This window comes from Mycobacterium sp. 852002-40037_SCH5390672, from assembly GCF_001665875.1.
GTDB lineage: Bacteria > Actinomycetota > Actinomycetes > Mycobacteriales > Mycobacteriaceae > Mycobacterium.
The window spans coordinates 14,801-38,860 of sequence record NZ_LZTA01000135.1 but is presented as its reverse complement, the minus strand read 5'-3'; the positions used below and the strand labels follow the sequence as shown (position 1 = coordinate 38,860).

At 65.7% G+C, this 24,060-nt stretch carries 24 protein-coding genes; 6 read left to right on the top strand and 18 right to left on the bottom strand.

The genetic code is table 11. The features are described from left to right. Positions 1–52: 52 nt before the first annotated feature. Positions 53–658 (bottom strand): TetR/AcrR family transcriptional regulator, encoded by a 606-nt coding sequence (locus A5782_RS24205; protein WP_067104807.1) that lies wholly within the window; start codon positions 656–658, stop codon positions 53–55. Positions 659–778: 120 nt separating this feature from the next. Between A5782_RS24205 and A5782_RS24200 the strand changes: the two genes are divergently transcribed. Then, positions 779–1,324 carry a bifunctional 2-polyprenyl-6-hydroxyphenol methylase/3-demethylubiquinol 3-O-methyltransferase UbiG gene (locus tag A5782_RS24200; RefSeq protein ID WP_067104806.1) on the top strand — a complete coding sequence of 182 codons (546 nt, stop codon included), beginning with the start codon at positions 779–781 and terminating at the stop codon, positions 1,322–1,324. A 7-nt stretch (positions 1,325–1,331) separates the two neighbouring features. Here A5782_RS24200 and A5782_RS24195 read toward each other — a convergent pair whose 3' ends face one another. The 4 genes from A5782_RS24195 to A5782_RS24180 all read right to left on the bottom strand — a co-directional run bounded on the left by A5782_RS24195 (position 1,332) and on the right by A5782_RS24180 (position 4,966). Then, complete coding sequence (locus tag A5782_RS24195; protein ID WP_067104805.1) at positions 1,332–2,705, bottom strand: DEAD/DEAH box helicase; 1,374 nt, start codon at positions 2,703–2,705, stop codon at positions 1,332–1,334. A gap of 311 nt (positions 2,706–3,016) precedes the next feature. Beyond that, the gene (locus tag A5782_RS24190) at positions 3,017–3,298 is read right to left on the bottom strand and encodes a thiocyanate hydrolase (RefSeq protein ID WP_231986770.1); all 282 of its coding nucleotides are present in this window, start codon (positions 3,296–3,298) and stop codon (positions 3,017–3,019) included. Positions 3,299–3,404: 106 nt separating this feature from the next. Next, a complete protein-coding gene (gene scnC, locus A5782_RS24185) occupies positions 3,405–4,109 on the bottom strand; it encodes a thiocyanate hydrolase subunit gamma (RefSeq protein WP_067104803.1) in 705 nt (234 codons plus the stop codon). Continuing rightward, positions 4,106–4,966, bottom strand: coding sequence for an SH3-like domain-containing protein (locus tag A5782_RS24180; protein WP_067104811.1), 861 nt, complete (start codon positions 4,964–4,966; stop codon positions 4,106–4,108). The genes scnC and A5782_RS24180 overlap by 4 nt, the downstream gene beginning before the upstream one ends. A gap of 117 nt (positions 4,967–5,083) precedes the next feature. Between A5782_RS24180 and A5782_RS24175 the strand changes: the two genes are divergently transcribed. Next, positions 5,084–5,932, top strand: a complete 849-nt coding sequence (locus A5782_RS24175; protein ID WP_067104802.1) for an enoyl-CoA hydratase-related protein — start codon at positions 5,084–5,086, stop codon at positions 5,930–5,932. 58 nt (positions 5,933–5,990) lie between these two features. Here the strand turns inward: A5782_RS24175 and A5782_RS24170 are convergent, their stop codons facing one another. From A5782_RS24170 to A5782_RS24135, 8 genes are read right to left on the bottom strand one after another with little or no spacing between them, the layout of a single operon-like run. Then, complete coding sequence (locus A5782_RS24170; RefSeq protein ID WP_156624094.1) at positions 5,991–7,691, bottom strand: FAD-binding protein; 1,701 nt, start codon at positions 7,689–7,691, stop codon at positions 5,991–5,993. After that, positions 7,688–9,082 (bottom strand): aromatic ring-hydroxylating dioxygenase subunit alpha, encoded by a 1,395-nt coding sequence (locus tag A5782_RS24165; RefSeq protein ID WP_067104801.1) that lies wholly within the window; start codon positions 9,080–9,082, stop codon positions 7,688–7,690. Before A5782_RS24165 ends, A5782_RS24170 begins: the two co-directional genes overlap by 4 nt. A gap of 33 nt (positions 9,083–9,115) precedes the next feature. Beyond that, positions 9,116–10,648, bottom strand: a complete 1,533-nt coding sequence (locus tag A5782_RS24160; protein ID WP_067104800.1) for an acyl-CoA synthetase — start codon at positions 10,646–10,648, stop codon at positions 9,116–9,118. Between the two features lie 8 nt (positions 10,649–10,656). Then, positions 10,657–11,529, bottom strand: a complete 873-nt coding sequence (locus A5782_RS24155) for an enoyl-CoA hydratase-related protein (protein ID WP_067104799.1) — start codon at positions 11,527–11,529, stop codon at positions 10,657–10,659. A gap of 17 nt (positions 11,530–11,546) precedes the next feature. Next, positions 11,547–11,783 (bottom strand): biotin/lipoyl-containing protein, encoded by a 237-nt coding sequence (locus tag A5782_RS24150; protein ID WP_067104798.1) that lies wholly within the window; start codon positions 11,781–11,783, stop codon positions 11,547–11,549. Further along, positions 11,776–12,774, bottom strand: a complete 999-nt coding sequence (locus A5782_RS24145) for an alpha-ketoacid dehydrogenase subunit beta (RefSeq protein WP_067104797.1) — start codon at positions 12,772–12,774, stop codon at positions 11,776–11,778. Before A5782_RS24145 ends, A5782_RS24150 begins: the two co-directional genes overlap by 8 nt. A 10-nt stretch (positions 12,775–12,784) precedes the next feature. After that, positions 12,785–13,765 carry a thiamine pyrophosphate-dependent dehydrogenase E1 component subunit alpha gene (locus tag A5782_RS24140; protein WP_067104796.1) on the bottom strand — a complete coding sequence of 327 codons (981 nt, stop codon included), beginning with the start codon at positions 13,763–13,765 and terminating at the stop codon, positions 12,785–12,787. A gap of 43 nt (positions 13,766–13,808) precedes the next feature. Continuing rightward, the gene (locus A5782_RS24135; RefSeq protein ID WP_067104795.1) at positions 13,809–14,672 is read right to left on the bottom strand and encodes a mycofactocin-coupled SDR family oxidoreductase; all 864 of its coding nucleotides are present in this window, start codon (positions 14,670–14,672) and stop codon (positions 13,809–13,811) included. Positions 14,673–14,931: 259 nt separating this feature from the next. Here A5782_RS24135 and A5782_RS24130 point away from each other — a divergent pair, with 259 nt between their 5' ends. Both A5782_RS24130 and A5782_RS24125 read left to right on the top strand, forming a co-directional pair. After that, positions 14,932–16,188, top strand: a complete 1,257-nt coding sequence (locus A5782_RS24130) for a CaiB/BaiF CoA transferase family protein (RefSeq protein WP_369815677.1) — start codon at positions 14,932–14,934, stop codon at positions 16,186–16,188. Between the two features lie 272 nt (positions 16,189–16,460). Beyond that, positions 16,461–16,748, top strand: coding sequence for an ANTAR domain-containing protein (locus A5782_RS24125; RefSeq protein ID WP_067104793.1), 288 nt, complete (start codon positions 16,461–16,463; stop codon positions 16,746–16,748). A 360-nt stretch (positions 16,749–17,108) separates the two neighbouring features. Here A5782_RS24125 and A5782_RS24120 read toward each other — a convergent pair whose 3' ends face one another. Then, entirely contained in the window at positions 17,109–18,944 is a 1,836-nt protein-coding gene (locus A5782_RS24120; protein WP_067104792.1) for a DUF4407 domain-containing protein, read from the bottom strand. A gap of 228 nt (positions 18,945–19,172) precedes the next feature. On the opposite strand from A5782_RS24120, the gene A5782_RS24115 reads away from it, so the two are divergent. Both A5782_RS24115 and A5782_RS24110 read left to right on the top strand, forming a co-directional pair. Next, positions 19,173–19,730: a hypothetical protein gene (locus tag A5782_RS24115; protein ID WP_067104791.1), complete on the top strand. Its 558-nt coding sequence runs from the start codon at positions 19,173–19,175 to the stop codon at positions 19,728–19,730. Between the two features lie 110 nt (positions 19,731–19,840). Further along, positions 19,841–20,269 (top strand): SRPBCC family protein, encoded by a 429-nt coding sequence (locus A5782_RS24110; RefSeq protein ID WP_197694330.1) that lies wholly within the window; start codon positions 19,841–19,843, stop codon positions 20,267–20,269. Positions 20,270–20,285: 16 nt separating this feature from the next. Here A5782_RS24110 and A5782_RS24105 read toward each other — a convergent pair whose 3' ends face one another. The 4 genes from A5782_RS24105 to A5782_RS24090 form a co-directional block, all read right to left on the bottom strand. Further along, positions 20,286–20,558 (bottom strand): hypothetical protein, encoded by a 273-nt coding sequence (locus A5782_RS24105; protein WP_067104789.1) that lies wholly within the window; start codon positions 20,556–20,558, stop codon positions 20,286–20,288. A gap of 102 nt (positions 20,559–20,660) precedes the next feature. Then, the gene (locus A5782_RS24100; protein WP_067104788.1) at positions 20,661–22,403 is read right to left on the bottom strand and encodes a molybdopterin-dependent oxidoreductase; all 1,743 of its coding nucleotides are present in this window, start codon (positions 22,401–22,403) and stop codon (positions 20,661–20,663) included. A 305-nt stretch (positions 22,404–22,708) separates the two neighbouring features. After that, entirely contained in the window at positions 22,709–23,179 is a 471-nt protein-coding gene (locus tag A5782_RS24095) for a nuclear transport factor 2 family protein (RefSeq protein WP_067104787.1), read from the bottom strand. Next, positions 23,176–24,057: an LLM class F420-dependent oxidoreductase gene (locus tag A5782_RS24090; RefSeq protein ID WP_067104786.1), complete on the bottom strand. Its 882-nt coding sequence runs from the start codon at positions 24,055–24,057 to the stop codon at positions 23,176–23,178. The genes A5782_RS24095 and A5782_RS24090 overlap by 4 nt, the downstream gene beginning before the upstream one ends. Positions 24,058–24,060 lie beyond the last annotated feature (3 nt).

Sequence of the window (24,060 nt, the reverse complement as noted above, 5' to 3'; positions counted from 1 at the left end):
GCCCGGTACAGCTAGCCGAAAACCGGCCTATCGGCCTGGGGCACCGCGGCCTTCATGCCACCGATGCGCCCAGGATGAGGTTGACCGCCTCGTCGAGTTGTCCGGAGATCTCGGCGAAGCTGACGAACCGGGCGGTCATCAGCGCGCCCGAAAAGGTCATCTGCAGCGTGGATTTCACGGCTCGGGGCCAGCCCGGACCGAGCGCGGCCCCGATCCGCTTGGCGACTTCTTCGCCGATCTGTTCGCGCAGGGGTGTGACCGCCGGATCGTCGGCCATCAGAGCTGCGCCACAGGCGGCCGTCAGCTCCGGCTCATCGGCGACGACGACCGCCATGTCACGCAGGGTTGCGCTGACCCGGGTCTTGGTCGTGTCGTTGACGTCGGTATGCAGCGGCAGGTCGCGCAGGAAGCGCAGATACACCGCCGCGACCAGCGCGCTTTTCGACGGAAAGTAGGTGTAGGCGCTGGCCGGCGACACCCCGGCGCGAGTCGCCACCGCGCGCATCGTCAGGTTCGCGTACGAGGATTCCCGCAGCTCGGCCAACCCGGCATCGAGAACCTTGCGAATGGTCTGTCCGGGGCGACGGTCCGACCGGCGGCCCGCGCCGGCCCCGGCCGAGGGCCCGGCAGCGGCGGGGAACGACGCATCTCTAGACACCCGTCCAGTGTAGGAACGTGACCTGCCACCAACAAACATCAATTCGTCGCGGTCGGCTCGATCGCGGAACCCCAATAACAGACAGTTGTCCAGAAGAAATCGGGTTCTAGAGTGGCGCGTATGGGCGAAGCGGACCGGCGCCGGTGGGACGAACGGTACGCGGCGAAGGGGCCGCCACCGTTGAGTTCGGTTGCACCGCCCCGGGTTTTCGCGGGCCATGCGGATGTGTTTCCCACGGCCGGCCGGGCCCTGGACCTGGCGTGCGGACAGGGGACCGGCTCGGTCTGGCTGGCTTCACGCGGCCTGCGGGTGGTGGGGCTGGACATCTCGCCGGTGGCCATCAGCCACGCGCGGGAACTGGCTCAACGCGCCGCGGTGGGAGACCGCTGTCGCTTCGACGTTGTCGATTTCGACAACGGTCTGCCGGCGGGTGCGCCGGTCGATGTCATCCTCTGCTGCAAGTTCCGGGACCCTCGCCTCGACCGGGCGATCACCGAACGGCTCTCGCCGGGCGGGCTGCTGGCGATCGCCGCACTGAGCGAAGTCGGAACCAGTCCCGGTCCCTTCCGCGCCGTGGCCGGCGAGCTGCCCGCCGCCTTCGCCGGCCTGGACCTGATCGGCGCTGACGAAGGCGACGGCCAGGCGTGGCTGCTGGCCCGGCGATGACCGGTGGCTACCCAGTACTCCCTTGAGCACGGCTCGAGCGGCGACGATCCAGCCGCCGCGTAGGTGTGGCGGTGCGATGAGATATCACCGATTCGGTGGATGTCGGAGTGGTCTTCGGGGACCTGCTGGTCCGGCGACGCCGCTGGCCGCTGGAGCTGGGCCGATGTTGCTGAGCCGCGGGCGATGGCACCCGGACGGGTGCGGGGGCCTGGTAGGGCGCGACCTCGCCCACCAGCGCTTGCACCGCGTCCGACGTCGCGGTCACCTGTTGAGGAGCGACCTTGATACCGGCCTTGCGCATCAACACCTGGGTGTCTTGGCGCTGCTCGGGCAGGACCACCGTGACAACGTCACCGGCGCTTCCCGCCCGCGCCGTGCGCCCGGAACGGTGCAGATAGGACTTGTGCTCACTGGGCGGGTCGATGTGTACGACAAGTTCGACCTCGTCGACGTGCACGCCACGCGCGGCGATATCGGTCGCCACCAGGACGCGAGCGCCACCCGAGGCGAACATCGCGAGGTTGCGCTCGCGTGCGGGCTGAGACAGGTTGCCGTGCAAGTCGACTGACGGAACTCCCGATTCGGTGAGCTGTTTAGCGAGCTTGCGCGCTTGATGCTTGGTACGCATGAACAGGATCCGGCGCCCGGTGCCCGATGCGAGCCGATGCACAACTTCCTTCTTGGCCTGCGCATTGGCGACGTGGAACACGTGGTGGGTCATTGCGGCTACCGGCGAGTCGACCCCGTCGACGGAGTGCAGCACCTCGTTGCGGAGGAACCGGTTGACGAGCTTGTCGACGCCGTTGTCCAGGGTCGCCGAAAACATCAGCCGCTGGCCGCCACTCGGAGTGGCCGCCAGGATCCGCGTGACGCCGGGCAGAAAGCCGAGATCGGCCATGTGATCCGCTTCGTCGATGACCGTGATCTCGACCGCCTCGAGGCTGATCAAACGCTGCTTCATCAAATCCTCGAGCCGACCCGGGCAGGCCACCACGATGTCGACACCCGACTTGAGGGCAGCGACCTGACGACTTTGCGAAACACCGCCGAAGATCGTGGTGACGCGCAGACCGCAGGCGGCCGCCAACGGCTCCAGGGTCGCAGTGATCTGGCTCGCCAGCTCGCGGGTGGGCGCAAGCACTAAGCCCGACGGCCGCGAGGAGTGCCGGTTTCCGTCGGAAAGCCGGCTGACTAGCGGGATCGAGAAGGCGAGGGTCTTTCCACTGCCCGTCTTCCCACGACCGAGTACGTCACGACCGGCAAGAGTGTCGGGCAGGGTCTCGACCTGAATCGGAAATGGATGTGTGATGCCGCGCGTGGCGAGCGCATTCACGATGTGTTTGCGCACGCCGAGTTCGGTAAAAGTTTTGTTGGTGGTCAACTTTTTCGGTGCCTTTCAGGCATCGGTGGTGCCGCGCTGGAGGCGAAACGTCGCGTGGGCATCGGCACGAGGTGGCGAGATTGCCGGTCGGCAAAATCGATCGCCGCGAGACAAGCTAGTGCGGATGCACGGTCATCTGGATTCGGTGTCAAGCGCAGACTTTGGGCTGGCACCGGGGGATGAGGAAGCGTTCCACGACGTTGTTGGCATTCGTGTGAAGAGACCAACGTGCCGCAAGCTTAGCGCACCCGGCACCGAATCACTAAAAAGCGACGGGGTGCGAGGTGTGATGTTCGTCGCGGGGAGCCTGGTCAGGATTCGAGCCTGGCCCGCACTGCTGCCATGCGCTCTTCGAGTTCGACCTCGTCGATGAGGCCGCGCACCACGAGCGAATGCGCCAGTGCTATCAGGCGGTTTTCCGGGTAAGGAAGGTCAGCGTAGAGAGTTGCCGACAGCGCGTCCTCTTCGTCGCGCCGGTCGACGAAGTTGAGTACCGCTGGGCCGCAACTGCTTTGATCGAGGGCGTCGCAAATACCGTCGAGACTCGTTTTCCACGGCGGCACTGGATTGTCGACGCCGTATGTAGCCGCCATGCGGCTCCAGACCTGGTTGTGTTCAACAATTTTCGTCAACGGCGCGATCGTGGCGCCTTCGGCTGCGGGTAAACCTTCGGAAGTGCTCACTGTTTGCCCCCGACCCTCAGTCGCCGACCGGATGGACGGCCGGTCGGGTTTGCGTGATCACGTTGGTGGTCACGCCGGCTTTGGGGAGTGCCACACCGATCAGGCAGTCGCGAGTGATGATTTCGGCCAGCTGGTCCTCGGTCCAGCCGTCGGTTCCTTCGGGACGGACGGGCATCACCATGAAGCGATGCTTCTGGTTGGAGTCTTCCACCCGGATCTCGACGTCTTCTGGAAGGATCAGGCCGAATTCCGCGAGTACCTGGCGCGGCCAGCGCACGATACGGCGGCGATAGTTGGGTGTGCGGTACCACTCCGGCGAATTGCCCAAAATCGGGCGCGGGTAGCACGAGCACAGCGTGCACACGATCACGTGATGCAGCGTAGGGGTGTCTTCGAGGACGTGAAACGCGGTGAAATCGCTGGGGGTTCCAAAACCCGTGGGCTGCAGCCAGTCAACTCCGACTTCCTTGCTGGCCGCCAGCGGATCGGACATGACGAGTTCCTTGAACGCGGGGTCAAGCCAGGCCCGGGCCACCAGCCGGGATGCCGGAAGCGGGCCGATCTGTTCGGCGTACTCGGTCATCCGGCGGTGTTCTTCCGCGGTGAAAATCCCCTTCTCGATACACAATTCGCGAAGAGCGATCTCCAGGACTTCGAAGTCGGTGACCTCATCCACCATGGGTGCGGCGGTGCGATCGTGGTCGTGATCGTGGTCGGTCATGCAGACGTCCCTTCGGACTGAATGGCGGCCCGAAGCCACCGCTCGGGAATTTCGGTCTGCAGCGTGTCATTGCCGGGACCGGTGTAGCCATGCCAGAGCTCGGAGAGGTTGAACCGAACGATGTAGAACCACTCCGGCTTTTGATCGGGGCCGGCCCAGGTCTCGTCTTCGGCAGCGGGGCTTTCGTAGGAGACCTTCGCGATCTCGCCGGTCGCGCCCCGTACGTATTCCTGAGTGCGGGTGTAAAGCAGGATGGGTAAATCTTTCACGACCACCTTGTCACCGACCCGGAACTCCGGTTCGCCGGCCTGTCCTGCAAAGACCTGGGGGTCGCCCTTTCCAGCCGCGTGGAGGTGATGTTTGTTGCGTGTGACCCCGGCGGGATCACCTTCGAGTTTCGGCTTGGCCTCCAATGCCTTTCCCGCCAAGCCGCCCTCATATCGCGCCTTGACGTCGGCCATGCGTTCGGCCAACTCGCTCAGGCCGATGTGGTGTTTCTCGACGAGGACGCGCACCACGGCGAGCAACCACCTCACGTAGTAGGGGAGGCCGAGATAGATGGTGCGGCCCAGGTCGACGTTGCCCATCCGGCGGCGTTCCTCGGACAACCAGATCCCCCGCCAGCCGAGCACCTCACACATGACATAGGTGTTGTGCTCCCAAATTTCGTACTGCTTGTTCTCGAACTCGATGGGAGCGTCCGGCTCGCCGCCGACATCATGGGGAGTCTTGACGTAGGCGTTGAAACGCTCGTGGTCGATGAGATCCGGCGTGGGAGCGTCCGGGAGTTCGGGATAGCAGGATTGCAACCGGGCCACCAGGTCCAACTGTGCCGCTCGGTCCGACGGAGTCGTCATCACAGCTCCATTCGTCATGGACTGGTCCAGCGCTTCCATACACTTCACTCCTCCTGCGAACATTGCGCAACCGCAAAGCGAATTCGCGGTATGGGAGTCTCCGGTAATGTCACCGGGATGGAGCGGCGCGTCCTGGAAGCGGTCATTTATGAACGCGAACCGCCGATCGCGCGGATCGTTTTGAACCGGATGGACAAGGCCAACACCAAAGACGCGGTCCTGGTTGGCGAGGTCGACAGTTGCCTGCATGAAGCCGACCGCGACAAGGACATCAAGGTCGTCATTCTCAAGGCGAACGGCAACGGGTTCTGCGGCGGCCATGTGGCGCGGTGGGCCCCGGAGGAAAACCCGTATCCGGATTTCGGGGACACGTTCGAGGACCTCTACAAAGGCACCGCTGACCTGTTCTTGTGGCCGACGCTGTACCTGTGGGAGTTCCCCAAGCCGACCATCTCGCAAATCCATGGTTATTGCGTGGGCGGCGGGATCTATCTCGGCCTGCTGACCGACTTCTGCGTCGCCTCCGAGGACGCGTACTTTCAGATGCCACTTGCCCAAAGCCTCGGCGAACCCGGCGGGCACACGATGATCGAGCCGTGGCTGCTGATGAATTGGCATCGCACCATGGACTGGCTCCTGCTGGCGCCGACGCTGTCCGCGCAGCAAGCCCTTGAATGGGGCCTATTGAACAGGGTGGTCCCGCGCGACGACCTCGAGGACACCGTTGAGGAGATGGCGCGCAAGATCGCCCAAATCCCGTTGACCACACTGATGGCGGTCAAGAACAACGTGAAGCGCGCGTGGGAATTGATGGGCATGCGGGTGCATCTACAGGTCAGCCACATCCTGACGAATATGGTGGGCGCCGCGTCCGATGTGCAGGCGCGGCGGGCCGAGCTGATGCAGTCGGGTATGACGCCGCGCGAGTTCGTCGACCGCGACGAGAAGGGTTCCCCACCAACGTGACGCCGCCGTCGGCGTCGAGCGTGACTGCACCGTCACGTTCGACAGGTATCGACACCGCCTAACGGCTCATCTCGCCGGCGATCTTGCGTCCCGCGGCATGGCGCGCGGCGACGTAACCGAACACCATGGAGCTGGCGATGCTCGCACCGGCACCCGGATACGTTCGGCCCATCACCGTCGCGGTCGTGTTGCCGGTGGCGTACAAACCCTCGATTACCCGATCCCGTTCGTCGAGAACCTGTGCGTGCTCGTTGGTGATGACGCCGCCGCACGTCCCGACGTCGGCGGGGAGCACCCTGGTCGCGTAGTACGGAGCGGTGTCGAGCGGGCCGATGGCGGCGTTCGGTCGATAGCCGGGGTCGCCGAGACAGTCGTTGTAGGCGGACTGGCCGCGGCCGAAGTCGGGATCGAGCCCCTTGGCCGCGAATCGGTTGAAGCGCTGGATCGTGTGCGCCAGTTCGTCGGCGTCAAGGTCGATCTCGCGGGCCAGACCGGACATGGTGGCAGCGCGCTTGACCGCACCGGACTCGATCAGCTCGGCGGGCAGCGGCCGGTTTCGTTGCAACGGATTGGCGCTGGTGACGTATCTGCGCACATAGCCTTCGTCGAAGATCATCCAGCAGGGCACCGCCTTGTTGGCATACATCGCTTTGCCGACCTCGACGTAGGAGTTCGACTCGTTGCAGAACCGCCTGCCCGTCGAGTCGACGTAGATGGCGCCGGGACGCTGGCGTCCCGACCCGAGGGAGGCGGCGACGGCGCCACCATTGGCGATGAAAACCGAAGGCAGCCACCATGCCTCGTCCAGCAGATCGGTTTTGGCGCCGAGCCGCATCGCCGCCTCGAGCACCTCACCGGTGTCACCGGCGTTGGCGATCGACCACTTTCCTTCGTTGGGCTGATCGCCGCTGTAGCGGCGGCGCATCTGCGTGTTGTGGCTGAAACCGCCGGCGGCCAGCAGGACTCCTTTGCGGGCCTGCACGTTCAACGGTTGGCCGTTGTGGACGACACGCACGCCGACCACCCGGCCGTCGTCGACGACCAGATCCGCCATCGCGGCATCGGTCCACAGCGGGGGATTGCCGTCGCTGAGATCGATCAGCGCCTTGAGCATTTGGGCGATCAGCGACGCGCCGTTGGTGAGGATCTGACGTCGCCGGGCCCGTGCGATCGCGGTGCGCAGGAAAACCCGGGCCGCGACCGCGAACGCGCGTGGTGCGCGGTTGAAATATTGAACCGACCGCAACTCGTTGGTGAGCACCACATAGCCGTAGTTCTTGGCCAGCGGCGGCTGCACCTTGCCGCTCCAGCCGCCGAGCTTCGCGGCATCGAACGGGATGCCCTCGACGGCGCGGCCGGACGCGTTGCCGCCCTTGTGATTCGGGTAGTAGTCACTCCAACCCGCACACCGGATCAGTTCGACACCCCTGCGGGTCAGGAAATTGATCATTTCGAAGCCCGCGGTCAGGAACATCTCGCGTCGCTCGGGAGACGACGGCGCACCGATGTCGCCGACCACATCGGCCAGGTAGGCCAGCCCGTCTTCGTGGGAATCGGCGATGCCGTCGGCCCGCATCAACGGGTTGTTCGGCAGCCAGACGATGCCCCCCGACAGTCCCGTCGAGCCACCGACCAGCGGCTGCTTCTCGATGATCAGCGGTTCGAGCCCGCAGTCCAGTGCGGCCAGCCCGGCGACCATGCCGCCCCCGCCGCTGCCCGCGATGACCAGGTCCACCGAGTGGTCCCAGCGGCTGATCACCGTGCCTCCGAGCCGAACTCGAGATCGACGATTGGTACATCGATGGTGGAGTTGGTCTTCTGGATGGCGGGCAGCAGGGTGGTGTAGGGAAGGCCGGCCAGGAACCCGTCAATGACGCGTTCGAAATTCGAGATCAGTCCCTCGATCTGATTGGACAACCGCATGAACTCAAAGCCCCGCGCGTGCAAGCCCTTCTGCTGTCTGGGCAGGTTGGAGAAATCCTGGGCCGGGATGGGCGGCCAGCGCGGGTCATCGGGTGCCATGGGTTCGGGGGGTGCGGGCCTGCCGGCCGACGCGTCCGCCGGAAACCGGGTGAGGGACCAGATCTCGAACAGCGTCTCCTCGGGCCCCAGTGGACGGATGCGGTACGAGGATGCGCTGCTGTAGGTCGGCAGGATGAAGTGGTGCGGGAAGGCGAATCCGATTGCATCGGTGATCCCGCGGCGGACCAGGTCGTTGAGATCGGGGATGCTGCTGCCGCGGGCGCGATGCCACGTGACGACGGCATCGTTGAGGGCGCTGCGCCACGCCGACATCGCCGCGGCCGGGTCGGCCGGCAACTCGATGTTCTGCAGTCCCTCGGCGATGCGGATGTCGTTTTCGTGCGTCATGCCACCCATGCCGTCACCAAGCGTACGCATGAAATACAGGCTGCTCGCGACGACGGGATGTACTGCCGCGGAGGGGTTCCCGGTCTGCGCGGACGGCAGCAGCTGCGGATGGGTCTGCGGGACGTGGTAGCCCTCCATGAACGCCGCGGTCGCCAGTTTCCAATTCACCGGTAGCCGACACGATTGCCACCACTGCACGCGCAGCGTATCCACCTGCCACGCGTCGTAGATCGAGGCGAAGGGTTCCATCCAGTCGCGCAACGCCGGCGCGTCGTCGTCGAGGTTGATCCACGCGCAACCACCCCAGAGTTCGCAGCGCACCGACACCAACCGCAGGTCGTCGGCCCCGATGTTCTCTTCGGCGAACGCTTCGGGCCGCAGGACGAACGTGTTGCGCCCGTCGATGCCCCAGCACCAGCCGTGAAATGGGCACACGAAGGTGCGCCGATTCCCGTTGCCTTCCACCAGCTTCACGCCGCGATGACGGCAGGCGTTGTAGTAGGCGCGCACGTTGTGATCGTCCACCCGGACCACGATGATGGACTCGTCGAGGATTTCGTATTCGACGAAATCGCCGGCCTTGGGGATCTCCTCGAGCCGGCACGCCATCTGCCACACGCGTGGCCAGAACATTTCGGACTCCAACGCGTAGAAGTCCGGGTCGTAGTAGCGCTGCTTCGGGATTCGATCGGCGGTCTGGACCGCCCACGGCACCGATAGCGGCGTCCAATTCGCCGCAGACTTCTGCGAGGTCCGCGCGTTGGGAATCTCGTTGCCCATTCCTACCGTCATCTCGTCATCCCCTGTGTCGCGTCACAAGATCCGCGATACCCGTCCTTGCCAGTAACGGTCGCGGATGCGTCTTTTGTAGAGCTTTCCGTTCGGGTCGCGCGGCAGCTCGTGGTGGAATTCGACGGTGCGCGGGCACTTGTACCCGGCCAGGTGAGCTCGGCAGTATTCGATGAGTTCGGCCTCGAGCTCGGGGCCGGGCACCACGCCGTCGGCCGGTTGTACGACGGCCTTGACTTCTTCGCCGAATTCGTCGTTGGGCACGCCGAATACCGCCGCGTCCACCAGCTTCGGATGCATGACGAGCAGATTCTCCGCCTCTTGCGGGTAGATGTTGACCCCGCCGGAGACGATCGTGAACGTCGAGCGATCGGTGAGATACAGGAAACCGTCTGAGTCGACATAGCCCATGTCGCCCAAGGAGCGCCACCCGCGGTCGTTGGACACCGATGCGGTCTTGGCGGGATCCTTGAAGTATTCGAAGTCGGGGCCACCTTCGAAGAAGAGCTCGCCGGCTTCGCCGACGGGAAGTTCGCGCCCGTCCTCTCCGATTACGTGCACCGGGGCCATCGGGATCCCCACCGAGCCGGGATGAGCGAGCCACTCCTGGGGGCCGATGGTGGTTCCCGCGAATCCTTCGGTGCCGCCGTAGTATTCGTGAATGATGGGTCCGAACCATTCCATCATCCGGTGCTTGACATCGACCGGGCACGGTGCCGCCGCGTGAATGACGCACTGCAAGCTGGAGACGTCGTAGCGTTCCCGGACACCGGCGGGCAACTTGAGCATGCGCACGAACATCGTCGGCACGAACTGCGCGTGGGTCACCCGGTGGGTCTCGATGAGGCGCAACACCGCCTCGGCATCGAACTTTTTCATCAGAATCGACACGGCGCCAACCCGGTTGGCCGCCATGGTGTAGTTCACTCCGGCAGCGTGATACAGCGGTGCAGGGGACAGGTACACACTCGATTGGCTCATTCCGTATTTGTGGATCAGCGCCATCTCCAGCACCGACTGCGCCCACGATCCGTTGCCGTCGACGGGCAGCGGTCGCCGCACCGCCTTGGGCCGTCCGGTGGTGCCGGACGAATAAAGCATCTCCGACCCGTCCGCCACCGGCGGGGCCTCGCCCGCCGCCACCAACGCGTCCTCATATGACTGCCAGCCGGTCATGGAACCCCCGACCGCGATGTGGGCGACCGCAGCGGCAGTGGCGTTGCTGATGTGTGCGGCCGGTTCGGGCATCGAGGCATCGACGAAGACCGCCTTGGCCTCGGAGTCGTCGATGACGTAGCTGACCTCGTCGGGAAGGAAGTGGGTGTTGACCGCGGTGTAGTAGAGCCCGGAAAGCTGAGCACCCCAAGTGATTTCGAAGAACTCCGGCCGGTTCGGCAGTACCAGCGCCACGCCGTCGCCCCGGCGCAGTCCCGCCTTGTGCAAGACGGCGGCGACCCGCCGGCTGCGGGCATACAGTTCACCGAACGAGATCGCGCCGTCGTCGGTGAGCAGGACCGGCGACTGTGCGGCTGCGATCGCATGATCGGCGATGTTCACCAGCGGGCCTAAGTTGTTGCGCCGCCGTCGGTCTGGGCGGCGGCCGCCGCCTGGCGGCGGGCGTGCTCGGACGGCAGCACCTTGTCCTTGAAGACCGTTTGAATCAGCTGCTGCACATCCTTGCTGATCGATGCCAGCGCGACGAGATCGTTGGAACTCTGCCAGTGCACCCGCATGCCCATCAGCTCCCAGGCCCGCTTCAGGTTGGCCTTGGTGAGCATCAGCGTCGTCAACGGCGCCTGGGCGATGTGACGGGCGATGGCCTCGACGCGGTCGTCGAGCTGGTCACGCGGGACGACCTCGTTGACGAGGCCGACCTCCAGCGCCCTCTTGGCATCGATCACCTCCGCGGTGAACAGGTAGTACGCCGCGCGCCGCCAGTTCATGAACACCCAAGGCTCGATGGAACATTCGCCGGACGGCATGCCGAACCCCTGCAACGGCGGATAGGAGAAATAGGCGTCCTCGGCGGCGATGACGATGTCGGTGGTCAGGCCCATGTGCGTGCCGCCGCCGACGCAGTAGCCGTGCACCTGCGCGATCGTCGGCTTGGAGAACTCCCAGAGGTTCAGGGTCGGCTTCACGAAAAGATCCGACTGCGCCTTCCACGGGTGGCCTGTCACCATAGCGTTCTCGACGAACGACGGGTAGTCCACGGCGTTGTTGCCGATCGCGTGCCCGGAGCAGAAGCCCTTGCCGTTGGCCTTGAGCACCAGCACCTTGATGTCGTAGTCGCGGTCGGCGTCCAGCAGCGCGGCGTCGACCTCCTCGGCCAGCTTCTGGTCCTGGGCGTTGGCCTTCTCCGGCCAGTTCAGCGTGACACGGGCGATCGGGCCCTCTTTTTCGTAGATGATTCTCTCGCGGGTCTCGTTGAGATCCATAGGGCTTGCCTTTCTGGTTATGACGTGATGACGCCGATTTCGGCACCGATGTCGTAGGTGGTCCCGACCTCGCCCGTCCACCGCACGGTGCCGGACGCTCCCGCTTCGATTTCCTGTTCCACCTTCTCGGTGGCGATCACGTAGATCGGAGTGCCCGCCTCGACGTGCTCACCGGCGCCGACGAGCAGCCCGGTGAGTTCGGCCTCGGACACGGCCACCGATACCCGGGGGATGCGAATGACGAAGTCAGCCACCCACCTTCGCCTTCCTACACGTGCGGTGGGCCGCTTCGACGATGCGCGCCGGCGACGGATACACCTGTGCTTCGAGCGCCGCGGCGGCCGGGTTCGGCACGAACCGGGCCGCGACCCGCTCGATGGGGGCGGCGAGTTCACCGAACAACTCGGTCGCCAATATCGCGGCGATTTCGGCTCCCGGACCGCCGAATTGGACCGCGTCGTGGACGATGACGGCCCTGCGCGTACGCCCCACGGACGTGACGAGGGTCTCGACGTCCAGTGGCACCAGGGTGCGCAGGTCGATGACCTCGGCGCTGACTCCCTGCTCGGCCAGGGTGGCCGCCGCGGCAAGCGCGTCGTGCACGCAACGTCCGTAGCCGATCAGGCTCACGTCGGTACCGGGCCGCTTGATGTCGGCCTGGCCCAACGGGATCGAGAATCCGGGATCGACGGGGACGGGCCCCCTCTTGCTTTGCAGCCGGATGGTTTCGATGAACAGGCAGGGGTCGGGGTCGAAGATCGACGCCGTCAGCAGGCCTTTGCCGTCGCGCGGCGTGGACGGCACGATCACCTTCATCCCGGGGATGTGCATGAACCACGCCTCCAGGCTCTGTGAATGCGTCGCACCGGTGGCCAGCCCGGCGTACACCTGGGTGCGAACGGTGATCGGCGCCGTCGTGCGCCCGGCCGTCATGAATCGCAGCTTGGCGGCGTTGTTGATCAGTTGATCGGCGGCGATGCCGATGAAGTCCATGATCATGATCTCGGCCACCGGCAGCAGCCCGTCGATGGCGGCGCCGACGGCCGCACCCAGGATCGCGGCCTCCGAGATCGGTGTGTCGAGGACGCGGTCGTGGCCGTACTTGGTCGATAGCCCCGCGGTCGGACCGGCTGCGCCGGGATCGGCGATGTCCTCACCGAGCAAAAACACCCGCTCGTCGGCCGCGAGCGCCTGATCCAGCGCGAGGTTCAGCGCCTCGCGCATCGTCATCTCTTTCTCGTCCATCGCCAAATCCTCAGACCGGGAACCGGATCGGGGTCGCGTACACGTCTCGGTCGAGTTCGTCCGTCGTCGGCGAATCCGCGCTCATCACCGTCTGCAGGGCGGATTCCACCGTCGCCAGTGCCTCCTCGTCGATCCGCGCGAGCTCGTCTTCGCCGCAGACGCCGGCGTCGGCAAGGTGGCGACGGAAGCGCGGCACCGGGTCGGCGGCCATCGCCGCTTCGAGTTGATCCTTGGGTATGTAGGGCATTCGGTCACCGAAATAATGCCCGCGGAAGCGGAAGGTCACGCACTCGATGAAGGTGGGGCCCGCGCCGCCGCGGGCCCCCTGCAGCGCCGCGTCGAGCGCGGCTTTCACCGCTAGCGGGTCGTTGCCGTCGACACGCACCCCAGGCATCCCGTATCCGGCGGCGCGATCGGCCACCCGCTCGAGCTTCATGGTGTCGCCGGTCGGCGTCATCTCGGCGTACAGGTTGTTCTGGCAGACGAACACCATGGGCAGGTCCCACAGCGCGGCCATGTTGGCCGCTTCGTGAAAAGAACCGGTGTTGGTGGCACCGTCGCCGAAGCTGACGACGGTGACCCGATCGAGACCCTTGCGCTTGGCGGCCATCGCCAGTCCCACGGCCACCGGGGGTCCGGCCCCGACGATGCCGGTCGAAAGCATCACGCCGACCTCGGGTTTGGCGATGTGCATGGTGCCGCCCTTGCCGCGGCTGGCACCGACGGTGCGGCCCATCATTTCGCCGTAGATCTCCTCGAGCGGGACTCCCTTGCCGATGAGATCGTGCAGCCCGCGGTAGGTGGTCACCAGCTGATCGTCGGGCCGTAGCGCGACACCCATCGCGGCGGCGATCGCCTCCTGGCCGCGGGACGGCCAGTACACGCACATGAACTCCCCGGTCCCGATCCCCTTGGAGAGCCGGTCGTCGGCCGCCTTCATCAGCACCATGAGCGCGTAGAGGCGCCGTTGGACGGAGCGGTCGTCGGTCATCGTGGAGTCCCGTTGCGGTGCAGGCTGCTTGGTGCCACCGCCGTCACGCGCCCGACCATGGCTTTACCTTGAGGAAGCCGCCGCCGTCCACGCGGAGTTGCTGTCCGGTGATGTAGCGGGCGGCGTCGGAAGCGAGGAACAGCACCGCCTCGCTGATGTCCTCGGGTTCGACGTAGGGGATCGGCATCGCCTGGACTAACGGGAAGATCGGTTCGGCGTCCTGCCGGGTCGGCTCCTTCAGGTCGGGCCGGAAGGCCCGGTACATCGGCGGGCTGTGCAACATGTCGGTGTTGACGTTCGTCGGATGTACGGCGTTCATCCGGATGGAGAACGGAGCGAGCGCCAAGGCGAAGTCGTTGACATAGTGCGCGGCAGCCAGTTTCGCGAAGGCATACCCGGCACCGCCGGGGCCGCCGTCGATACCGGTGGTGTTCATCGACGACATGAATGCCGCGTTGGAACCGATGACGATGATCGACGCGCCGGCCTGCAGGTGTTTGAGGCTGGCGTGTACGAGATTGAGCACGCCGACCAGGTCCACGTCCACCGCGTCGGCGAAAGCCTTCGGGGGCAGGCCAGCGGTCAGTGGGCAGATGCCGGCGTTGGCCACCACGACGTCGAGGTGCCCGAATTCGGCGACGCCCTCGTCGATGGCCGAGGACAGGGCGACGCGGTCGCGAACGTCGGCGATCGCGGTGAACGCGCGCTGTCCCTCCTTTTCCACCAACCGTGCCGTTTCGTCCAGGTCCTCCGGGCGGGCCAGGGGATATTCGTTGGTATCGATGTCGGTGCAGAGGTCCACGCCAATGATGTCCGCACCTTCGGCCGCCAGCATCCGCGCATGTGAACGGCCCTGACCGCGCGCGGCGCCACTGATCACGGCCACCTTGCCGGCTACCCTGCCCATCGCCCCGTCCTTCGTCCGTGTCTCTACATCACGACCCGCATTGGGGCACAATGCCATTCGTTTCAAGACCGCGGTTGCAGCGGGAATTAATCGACCGGTCGCCCGTCCGCGCCGTAGCGGGACACGCGGTCACCGCGGCGGGCGGCGGAATGAGACCTTCGGTCGGCTCCATCGCATCTCTTTCACGAAAAACTGCGCTGACCTGCAGATGGGCTATCGCTACGCCCAAGACTAGCTAGAATATCTAAAATAGCAAGGAATGGCCGCGACGAGGGGGTTGGCGATGTCTGACGTGCACGGCGGAGTCCTTCACGGGGTACGGATCGTCGAACTGGCGTCGTGGACCTACGTGCCCTCTGCCGGTGCCGCCCTGGCGGACTGGGGCGCCGACGTCATCAAGGTGGAAGGCGTCACCACGGGCGATCCCGGCCGCGCGCTGGTCGTCGGAGGTTTCACCCGGCAAGCGGCCCGCCCGGATGCCGACTTCATCCTCGAGCTGGGTAACCGCGGGAAGCGCAGCATCGGCATCGACGTCAAATCCGAAACGGGTCGCGAGCTGTTCGGCCGGCTGTTGGCCAGTGCGGATGTGTTCTTGACCAATTGGCTGCCCGGCGCACTCGAGCGGGCCCGGCTGACTGTGGAGGACATCCGCTCGTTCAACCCGAAGATCATCATCGCGCGCGGCACCGGGCTGGGTGTCCGCGGACCCGATCGCGATCGCGGCGGATTCGACGCCGCGACGTACCTGGCGCGCGGCGGGGTCGCCTACACGCTCACGCCGTTCGGCAGCGAAACACCCGCGGTCCAGGGGCCCGGATTCGGTGACCTGCAGGGCGGGGCAACGCTGGCCGGCGGTGTATGCGCGGCGTTATTCCACCGGGAACGCACCGGCGAACCGGCCATTGTCGACTCATCGCTGCTGGCACAGGCGATGTGGTCGATAGCGCCGTCGATCTCGGCGGCCGACTTCTTCGATATCGACGGCATCCCGGGCGCACCGCCGGGGCTGGCCATCAATCCGCTCGTCAACCGTTACAAGACCAAAGACGGCAGGTGGATCCAGCTGGTGTTCCTACAGCCCGACAAATTCTGGGTGGGCTTCTGCGAGCGCATGGGTCTGCCGGAACTGGCCGATGACGAGCGATTCGTCCCGTCCGGCAACTTGATCGCCAATGCGGCGGCGGCGACCGAGCTGCTGGCGAATACTTTCGCCCGTCACGACCTCGCGCACTGGCAGGCGGTGCTTAAAGACGAGCCCGGCGTGTGGGGTGCGTTGGCGACGCCGCGGGAAACCCTCAACGACCCGCAAGTCGAACCCAACGGATACGTGATAACCAATGTTGACGACCACGGTGAAAAGTACCGAATCGTCGCCGCCCCAGTCCAGTTCAACGAGACACCACCGTCTCCCGCGCGCGCCCCGGAGCATGGGCAACACACCGAAGAGATCCTGCTGGGACTCGGCATCGACTGGGACGACATCGCCAACGCGAAGGAGATCAAGGCGATTCTCTAGGCCCCGTGGCCTGGCGTGGGTCGGCAACTAATTACGCTGGTTCACAGCCTGTTTCGATACCACGTGTCGCGAATTTCTTGATGAGCAGCCGATCCCGAAACGGTCACAGGCGAGTATCAATGTCGGTGGCGGGCTGGCACAACTCGACGGATCCGCAAATCATTGCACAGGGCGCCTTTTGGGGATTGCGGCCGCGACGATGCGTAACGCACGGATTCCTGCCGCTATGCGAGTAGCGGTTTTGCGAGGGCGCAGCAGGAGGTATCGACAGCATGACGACGAACTGGGTTCCCGCCCAAACTTCGTGCGGCCCGAACTCCGGGCGCATTCTCGACACCGCGCGGGGCATCCTCATCGGCCTTCGGCGGTGTCGTTCCGACGCCGCGTTGGATGAATTGCACAGCGCGGCAATACGGCACAAAGTACCGGTATTCGCCATGGCTTGGGCACTGGTCCACTTGGCGGGCGGCGGCGAGAAGACTCCCAGCTTCGTCGATGCGCAGTCCGCGGCGCGGCACGAGTGGGGTCCGCTGTTCAAATCTGCCGCTCTGACCTATTGAGCGCGCACCAAGACGTTGGGGCGGCCGAGCTTTCGAGGGGTAACCCGGCCGCCTCCAACTACAACAACATCGACCCGAAAGCGCGTTCGGAGAGTAGTGCTTTCGGGCTGCCGCTGCGGTGGCCGACACGGGGGCGGGGTGTCAGGCGCCGGCGGATGGGCCGCGCGCCGATTCTGTCTGAGCCGGAGGTCGACTACGGCATCAGCCTGGTTCGCTGATCCCGCACCGCGTCAAGTGCGAGAATTTCTTTCGGGTCCACAGTCGAACGCGATGTGAACCCGTCAGCTGATGGGTTCGGAGCATAGGCTGCACCGTCCGCACGGTCCGCCGGCGCGTCCAGGCCGGCGAGTCGGCGGAGGACTATTTCGGCGGCGGCAACTGGCGTGGACCGTCGGGCGGACCCAGTTCGGGCGGCCCGTCGCGCTTGGTCAGCGCACGCCGACGGTCGCTTTCAGCGGACTGGACCGGCAAGCGGTCCGCATCATGTCCGGTCCGCCGCGGCAAGGACGGACGGGAATCGGCACCGGCCACCTGGCGGCGCGCCCGCTTGCCGGGTTCGTGTCGCGACGAGGTGGCGAAATCAGTTTGAACCGAAGGGGTTTCGGCGCTCGCGGGTTGCCCAGACAACTGGGTGTCGGAGGCCTCGGAGTTGACCGTCACCTTGCGGCTGCGCTTGAGCGTGAACGTGATCTCTTCGGTCTCCTCGAGAACACCTTCGAACACCTGGCGCGCGGTGCGCAGTGGCTGGGTGGTGGTGTCGATCACCCGCGCCACGAACGGCGGCACCAGCGGGCGAATCCAGCGGGCCGCGGCCTTGGTGGCGTCCGGAATCGACGGAATCAACGGCGCATTCCGTTCTTGGTGTGGCTCAACCTGGCCGCCCGGCGATAGGGGAGCTGGCAGGTTCTCCGGAACGTCGGGCGTCTCGGGGGCGCCCAAGCCCGCGGCCGGCTCCGGCGCGGGCAGTTGGGTGAGCGCCCGGCTGGCCGCCTCGGCTGCGGCGGCGATCGGCAGATACACGTCGTCGTCGCCCGGCTCGAACGCCCGCCGAGACGGCGCGTGCACCGCAGTATCCAGAGCTTCGGAAACCCGACGGCGCTGGTGCTCGCGGTCGATCTCGGTCTGCGCCTCGACGGCAAGCCGAGCCTGCGTGAGTTGGTGCTCGGCCCACAGGATTTCGGCCTCGCGGCGCACCTCGGCCCGCTTGACCGCGATAGCGGTGTCCGCGTCGAGTTCGGCGCGTTCGCGCTCGGCGCGCGAGGTTGCACGGCGATCGTGTGTCGTCTCACCCCGCCACAATCCGAGGATCAGGGGTGCCAGGTAAAGCAGCACGCAAACCCCGATCATCAGCAGCCGCAGGGCCATTGCGCCGGCGTCGGCGGAGGTGAGGTCATTCATCGCGACCCAGCGTGCGCCCAGCCCCCGGTCGGCATCCACCACAGCGCCGTTGCGTGCGTCGCGCAGCGCTTGCTCCTGTCGCGAAATCGTGGCGTCCAGCTCCGGTGCGCGGGTGTCCCGCGCCGCCAGCGCGGTGTCCAATTCATGCTGGGCATCGGCGAGAAGCTCGTTGGCCGTGCGTGTCTCGGGCCCGGCACCGGGGACTCCGGTGATCCGGGTCTCCGGGCAACCGGGCGTAGGGCGGTACTCGCACCGGGCGACGATCAAGGCCTTGTCCTGGCGATCACGGGCCTGCGCGACGGCGCCGTCGAGTGCGGCGCGGGCATCCCTGGTCTGCTGTAGGGCCGCCGATGCCTGCCCGACGGCGGGGGTCGATTCGGCGTGACGCAACGCCCGTTCGTCGAGACGATGGTCGATCGAGCTGGATAGAAGGACCAGTGCCACGAGGTCGCCGACGACGACGCCCACCGCCGCCGCCACCGCGGCACGGGCCACCACACCGAGGCGGCTCCGGTCCGGCCCCGGGATGGTGCCGCGGGTGACGGCGCCGACCAGCAGACCGAAGACCAGGGTGAGCGGCGCGACGACCGTCAACGGCCAGCGAGCCGACCCGCCGACCGCCAGCGTCGCGACCAGCCACGCCAGCACCGCACCCGACAAAGCAACCGCGCCGGCGACAGCGTGGGCGGACCGTTCGTGACGCTCACCCAGCTCGCGCCGGTGTCCGCCGCCGAGCCAGATGAGCACCGCCGACACCTGGGCAAGGCCCGTGCGCTGCTCGTTTACTTCCTGGGGCATGAGACTGAAAACACCTCCACCATCAAGCCTCGCAGGCCACCGCCCAACACATCGAATCGAATCGCCCCGCCTGTGGTGTGCTTCACAAACTTTTCCGAATCGACGCAGATCGCCGACCGGGCATCGATCGGGATTGCCGCTTCAACGAGAGGGGATCTGGCGCGGGATTCCTGCGACCCGAGCGGATCAGCGACCGTTCAGGCAGCCGACATGAGACGGTATAAGCCTATGACGAATCACGATTATGTCACCTACGAAGAGTTTGGGCGCAGGTTCTTCGAGGCCGCCGTCACTCCCGAGCGGGTGGCTGCCGCATTCGCCGACATTGCCGGCAGCAAGTTCGCCATGGAGCCTATTGCGCAGGGCCCGGGCAAAATCGCCAAAGTCAGTGCCAACGTCAAGATTCACGAGCCCCGGGTCACGCGTCGGCTGGGCGACAGCATCACGTTCGTCATCCACATTCCGCTGTCGATCGATCTCCTGGTCGACCTATGGCTCGACAAACAAAGCTTTGCGGTCTCGGGGGACATCCAATTGCGCGCGACGGCGCGAGCGGCCGAACCGCTGTTGCTGATCGTCGACGTCGCCAAACCGCGGCCCTCCGACATCACCGTCAACGTCTCGTCGAAGTCGATCCGTGGCGAGGTGCTGCGGATCCTGGCCGGTGTCGATGCCGAGATCCGGCGATTCATCGCGCACTATGTCGCCGCCGAGATCGACGCGCCCCAGTCGCAGGCGGCGCAGATCATCGACGTTGCCCAGCAGCTGGAGCAGGCCTGGCCCTGAGCGGTCCGACCCCACGAATACGCGCGACGGTGTCGGGGTACTCAGCCATGGTTGTGCGCTGGTCGCCCGCCTCGGGTGGCGGCGTTTCTGATCCCCAGGGGAGGAAGACGTTGGCTCGCGTAGATGTGTCGGTGTCGTCGCAGGTAGAACCGGAAGCAGCGTGGAAGCTGGCGTCGGACCTGGATCGATTCGACGAATGGATGACGATTTTCGCCGGTTGGCGGGGGCCCGTGCCGGACACGATCGAGAAGGGCACCTGTGTCTCGTCGTGCGTCAAGGTCAAGGGCTTCCGCAATGTCATCCACTGGGAGGTCACGCGGTACGACGAGCCGAAAGCGATCAAGCTGCAGGGCCGGGGACGCGGCGGTATCCGCCTCACGGTGGCGATGACCGTCACCGATGACCACCCCGGATCGACGTTCCACCTCACCGCCGATCTCGGCGGCGGTTTGCTCAGCGGACCGGTCGGGGGATTGGTCGCCCGGATTCTGCGCTCGGATGTGCAAAAGTCCGTGAACAACCTCGCGGCCCTGCGGTAGCCGCTCTACGGCTGCGCTATCGGACGGGGCGGCTGATCACCCATTCCCGCTCCGCGTCGCGAATTCGCCTGCGGTCCATCGCAAGCCAGGACAGACCTGCCCCGAACGCGAGCATGGAGATGATGGCGGCGGCGACGCCCGCGCCGGCCTCACCCAGGGCGAAGTTGGCAACGCATACGATGAACGCCAACGCGGCCGCGGCGACGACGAGGAGTCCGGGCGTTTGCCTCGTTTCTTGATCCGGGTAGGGCTCAGCGGTCCGATCATGGTCGACAGGGCTATGCCTCATGGCGTCTCCTCTGCTGTCACATTCGTTTCGGCCCGATCTGGTGGTGCTACCCAAAACACCGTCGGGACAAACGACTTCGACGAGGCGACGCGCGGTTGCGCACTAGAGCGTCTGGTGGCGCCCGAAGTATTTGTGGTCTTCGCTGTAGCCGCCGTAACCACTTCCGATGTCGTGGTAGTCGGCGACGAACTCGATGCCTTTGATCCATTTCACCAGCTTGAAGCCGTGCTGCAGTTCGTTGCGCAGCCGCAGCGGTCTGCCGTGCATGTAGGGGAGCTGCTGGTCGTTCATGTTGTAGGCCAGCATGGTCATGTGGTGGTCCATCTGACCGATGTGATGGGCGTTGTAGTAGATGCCACCCGTGGCGCCCAGCCCCATCGAATAGAAGACCGCCCACTTCGCTTCGGGAAGCGGTTTGACGATGTCCATGATCGTCTTCATCTGCACGCCACCCCATTTGGCGACGCCTGACCATGCCTGGATGCAGAAGTGCTGGCTGATCTGCTCGTGGTAGGGCAGCGCCATCAAGTCCTCGAGCGAGAATTCCATCGGGTGTTCCACCAGACCGTAGACCCGCAGCCGCCAGTCCTTGAAGTCGTCGCGCTCCAGCTCCTTGTACTCGACGGTCTCGGGCAGGCGCCCGTTGCGCCAGTGGTGCGGTGAGATGTCCTTCTCGGTGAAGGCGCCGGGCTTGGGGTCCAGCTGCTCGAGCATCCGCTGGAAGGGACCCACCAGCGCATAGCCGACCCGCTGCACCACGCGGGGATGGCGAATGGTGAAGGGAGTGGCCCAAACCCACGCGATCGCGGTCAGCACCATCGCCGCGGAGAAGATCGCGAAACCTACCCAGCTGTTGTCGTCGCGGGAGGCGAACATGTGATTGAGGTTCCGTAGCGCGCTGGTCGTCAGAACCATGGTGACGTGCACCAGGATGAAGAACAGGAAGTAGACCAGCACCACGAAATGCAGCGACCGCGCGTGCTGGATGCTCAGCCGCTTGCTGAGCCAGTGCACCCGCTGGGATAGCGCGGGCGACATTCCCAGGCCGGTGATCAGCGCGGCAGGGGCGGCGATGAAGACGGTGGTGAAGTACGACAGCAACTGCAGTCCGTTGTAGGCGACCCAGCCGTTGTCGGTTGGCCAGTCCAGCGACAGGTACTGAATGGCCACTGACGCCGCGTTGGGGAAGACGTCCCAGCTGGTCGGCACGATGTGGCGCCACTGGCCGGTGGCGAACAACAAGACGTAGAAGACCGCCCCGTTGACCAACCACAACACGTCGATGCCGAGATGCCACCACCGGGCCAAGCCGATGGAGTGCCGGAAGCCGGGCAGCCCCAACTGCGGCGGCAACGCGACGGTGTCGGCGTTGGCGGTCCACAGCTCGTCGTCCGGAACCGGCGGACCCACCCGCAGCCACTCGTCCTTACCCGGAGTGGCGTTGCGGCTGAAGTAAAGCCGGGGATGGTCGCAGAGAATCTGGATCCCCGTCCTGATGATGAACATCATCATGAAGAGGTTGAAGAAGTGCGTCCAGCCGATCCAGGCCGGTAGGCCCGGGGGGATGCCGGCACTGTCCGACCCGGGGTAGCGGTGAATGAATGACTGCACCGCCGGCACGTTGTGTAAGCCTTTGCCAACCGCGATCCCGGCGATCAGCACGGCAAAGCCGATGGGGATCAACCACAGCAGGTTGAACCACCGGTCGCGACCGATGCGCAGCTTCGGGGCGGTGGCCCGCCTGGTGAGGTCGAAGCCGCCACCGTAATGCTCCACATCGATGATGTCTTCGGCGGTGTGTATCTCGTTGCGGTAGTCCGGGATGGACGTCAGCGGCGTGCCCACTGCCAGGGTCGATACCGAGCCACGCTGCGCTGCCCGCCCTCCACCGGTCCCCGCGGAATCAACGGTGTTCGTCACGCGGCCGAAATTACACGAATGGACCTGGATTAATTGGAGTCGATCGGGAACAAAGGCTGCGGTCGCGGAGCAGGCACAGGCTGGCGTGGCCGGTGAGGGCGTTGGGCGTGCAAAATCCGGCGTGGCCCCGCCGCCGTTAGCCGCACCTACCTAAAAAAACACCCCGTTTGCGCCGCAGATACGACCGATGAGTTTTGCTGTGAGTGTGCGCATAATCTGCTGCCAACACGCTAGGCGGGCTCATATGGCAGCAGCCGGCGCACCGGGCGGGTCTCGATCGCGTTGACCGTCAATGCCCGGCGGCTGATCCGCCAGCCCGCGTCGGTCAGCGTGTACTCGTCGTCGTAGCGCAGGTGCCACGCCACGTCCACCACCTCGGCGTCGCGCTCGTTCCAGTGGTGCGCGACGCACGCGATCCGCCCGCGGGCGGTGCCGGGTTGCGCGGCCACGTCGTACACCTCACCGATGATCGCGTGCTCGGTGCGTGCGACCGCGGCGACGGCCGCGACCGCGGTGGCGATGGCGTGGCGGCCGCGATGCGAATGGATCGGCCGCAGATCGGCTGGCGGGGCGGGCACCACCAGCTCGGCATCAGGTGTGAAAAGTTGTGCGACAGCATCGAATTCGCGGTCATCGACACCGGCCGCGTACCGGTGCACCACATCGCTCAGCGCGGCCCGCTGGTCGGCTGAAAGGGTCATGAGCTCAAGGACAGCCGTTGTGCACACGCCGACAACAGGTCTTTGGCCTGCTCGATATCGGTGGTCGGCGGCATGGCCAGCACCAAACGGTTGGCGCCCTGCTCCGCGAGGCCCGCCGCGCGCTCGGCATCGATCTTGGTGACCGAGTGGCCCAGTGACACTTCCGCCGCCGCCGGATCCCGGCCCGCCGCGGAGGCCTCGTCGCGCATGAGCGCGATCAGCGACGCGAGTCGCGGCCCGGTCACCCCGAGCGGCTGGAAGCCGTCGCCGAGACGTCCGGCACGTCGCGCGGCGGCTCGGCTGTGTCCGCCGATATGAATCGGAAGGCGTTCCGCCGCAACGGGCTTCGGATAGCACATCACATTGTCGAAACGGAAGAACTCGCCCGTGAAGGACGCACCGTCGGGCCGCTGCGCCCACAACGTCCGCATGACGGCCAGCTGCTCGTCGGCCCGGCGGCCCCGGCTGTCGAACTCCACGTCGCAGGCTGCCAGCTCTTCCTTGAGCCAGCCCACACCCACACACAGGCGCAGTCTGCCGCCCGACAGGGCATCGACGGTGGCGGCCCGCTTGGCCAGCACCACCGGGTGGTGGTTGGGCAGGACCAACACGCCGGTGGCCAGCCCCAGGCTGCTGGTGTGGCCGGCCAGAAATGCCAGCAGATCAAGCGGATCGGGAATGGGGCAGTCCGCCGCCAGGCCGACGCGTCCCGAATTGTCGTAGGGATAGACGCTGTCGTAGCGCGTGAGCAGCACGGTGTGCTCGACAACGACGATCGATTCGAACCCGCAGGCCTCGAGATGGTGCGCGAAGGCCACCATCCAGTCGGGGTCCGCGGTGACACCGTCGGCGACCGGGGCCACGACTGAGACCTTCATGGT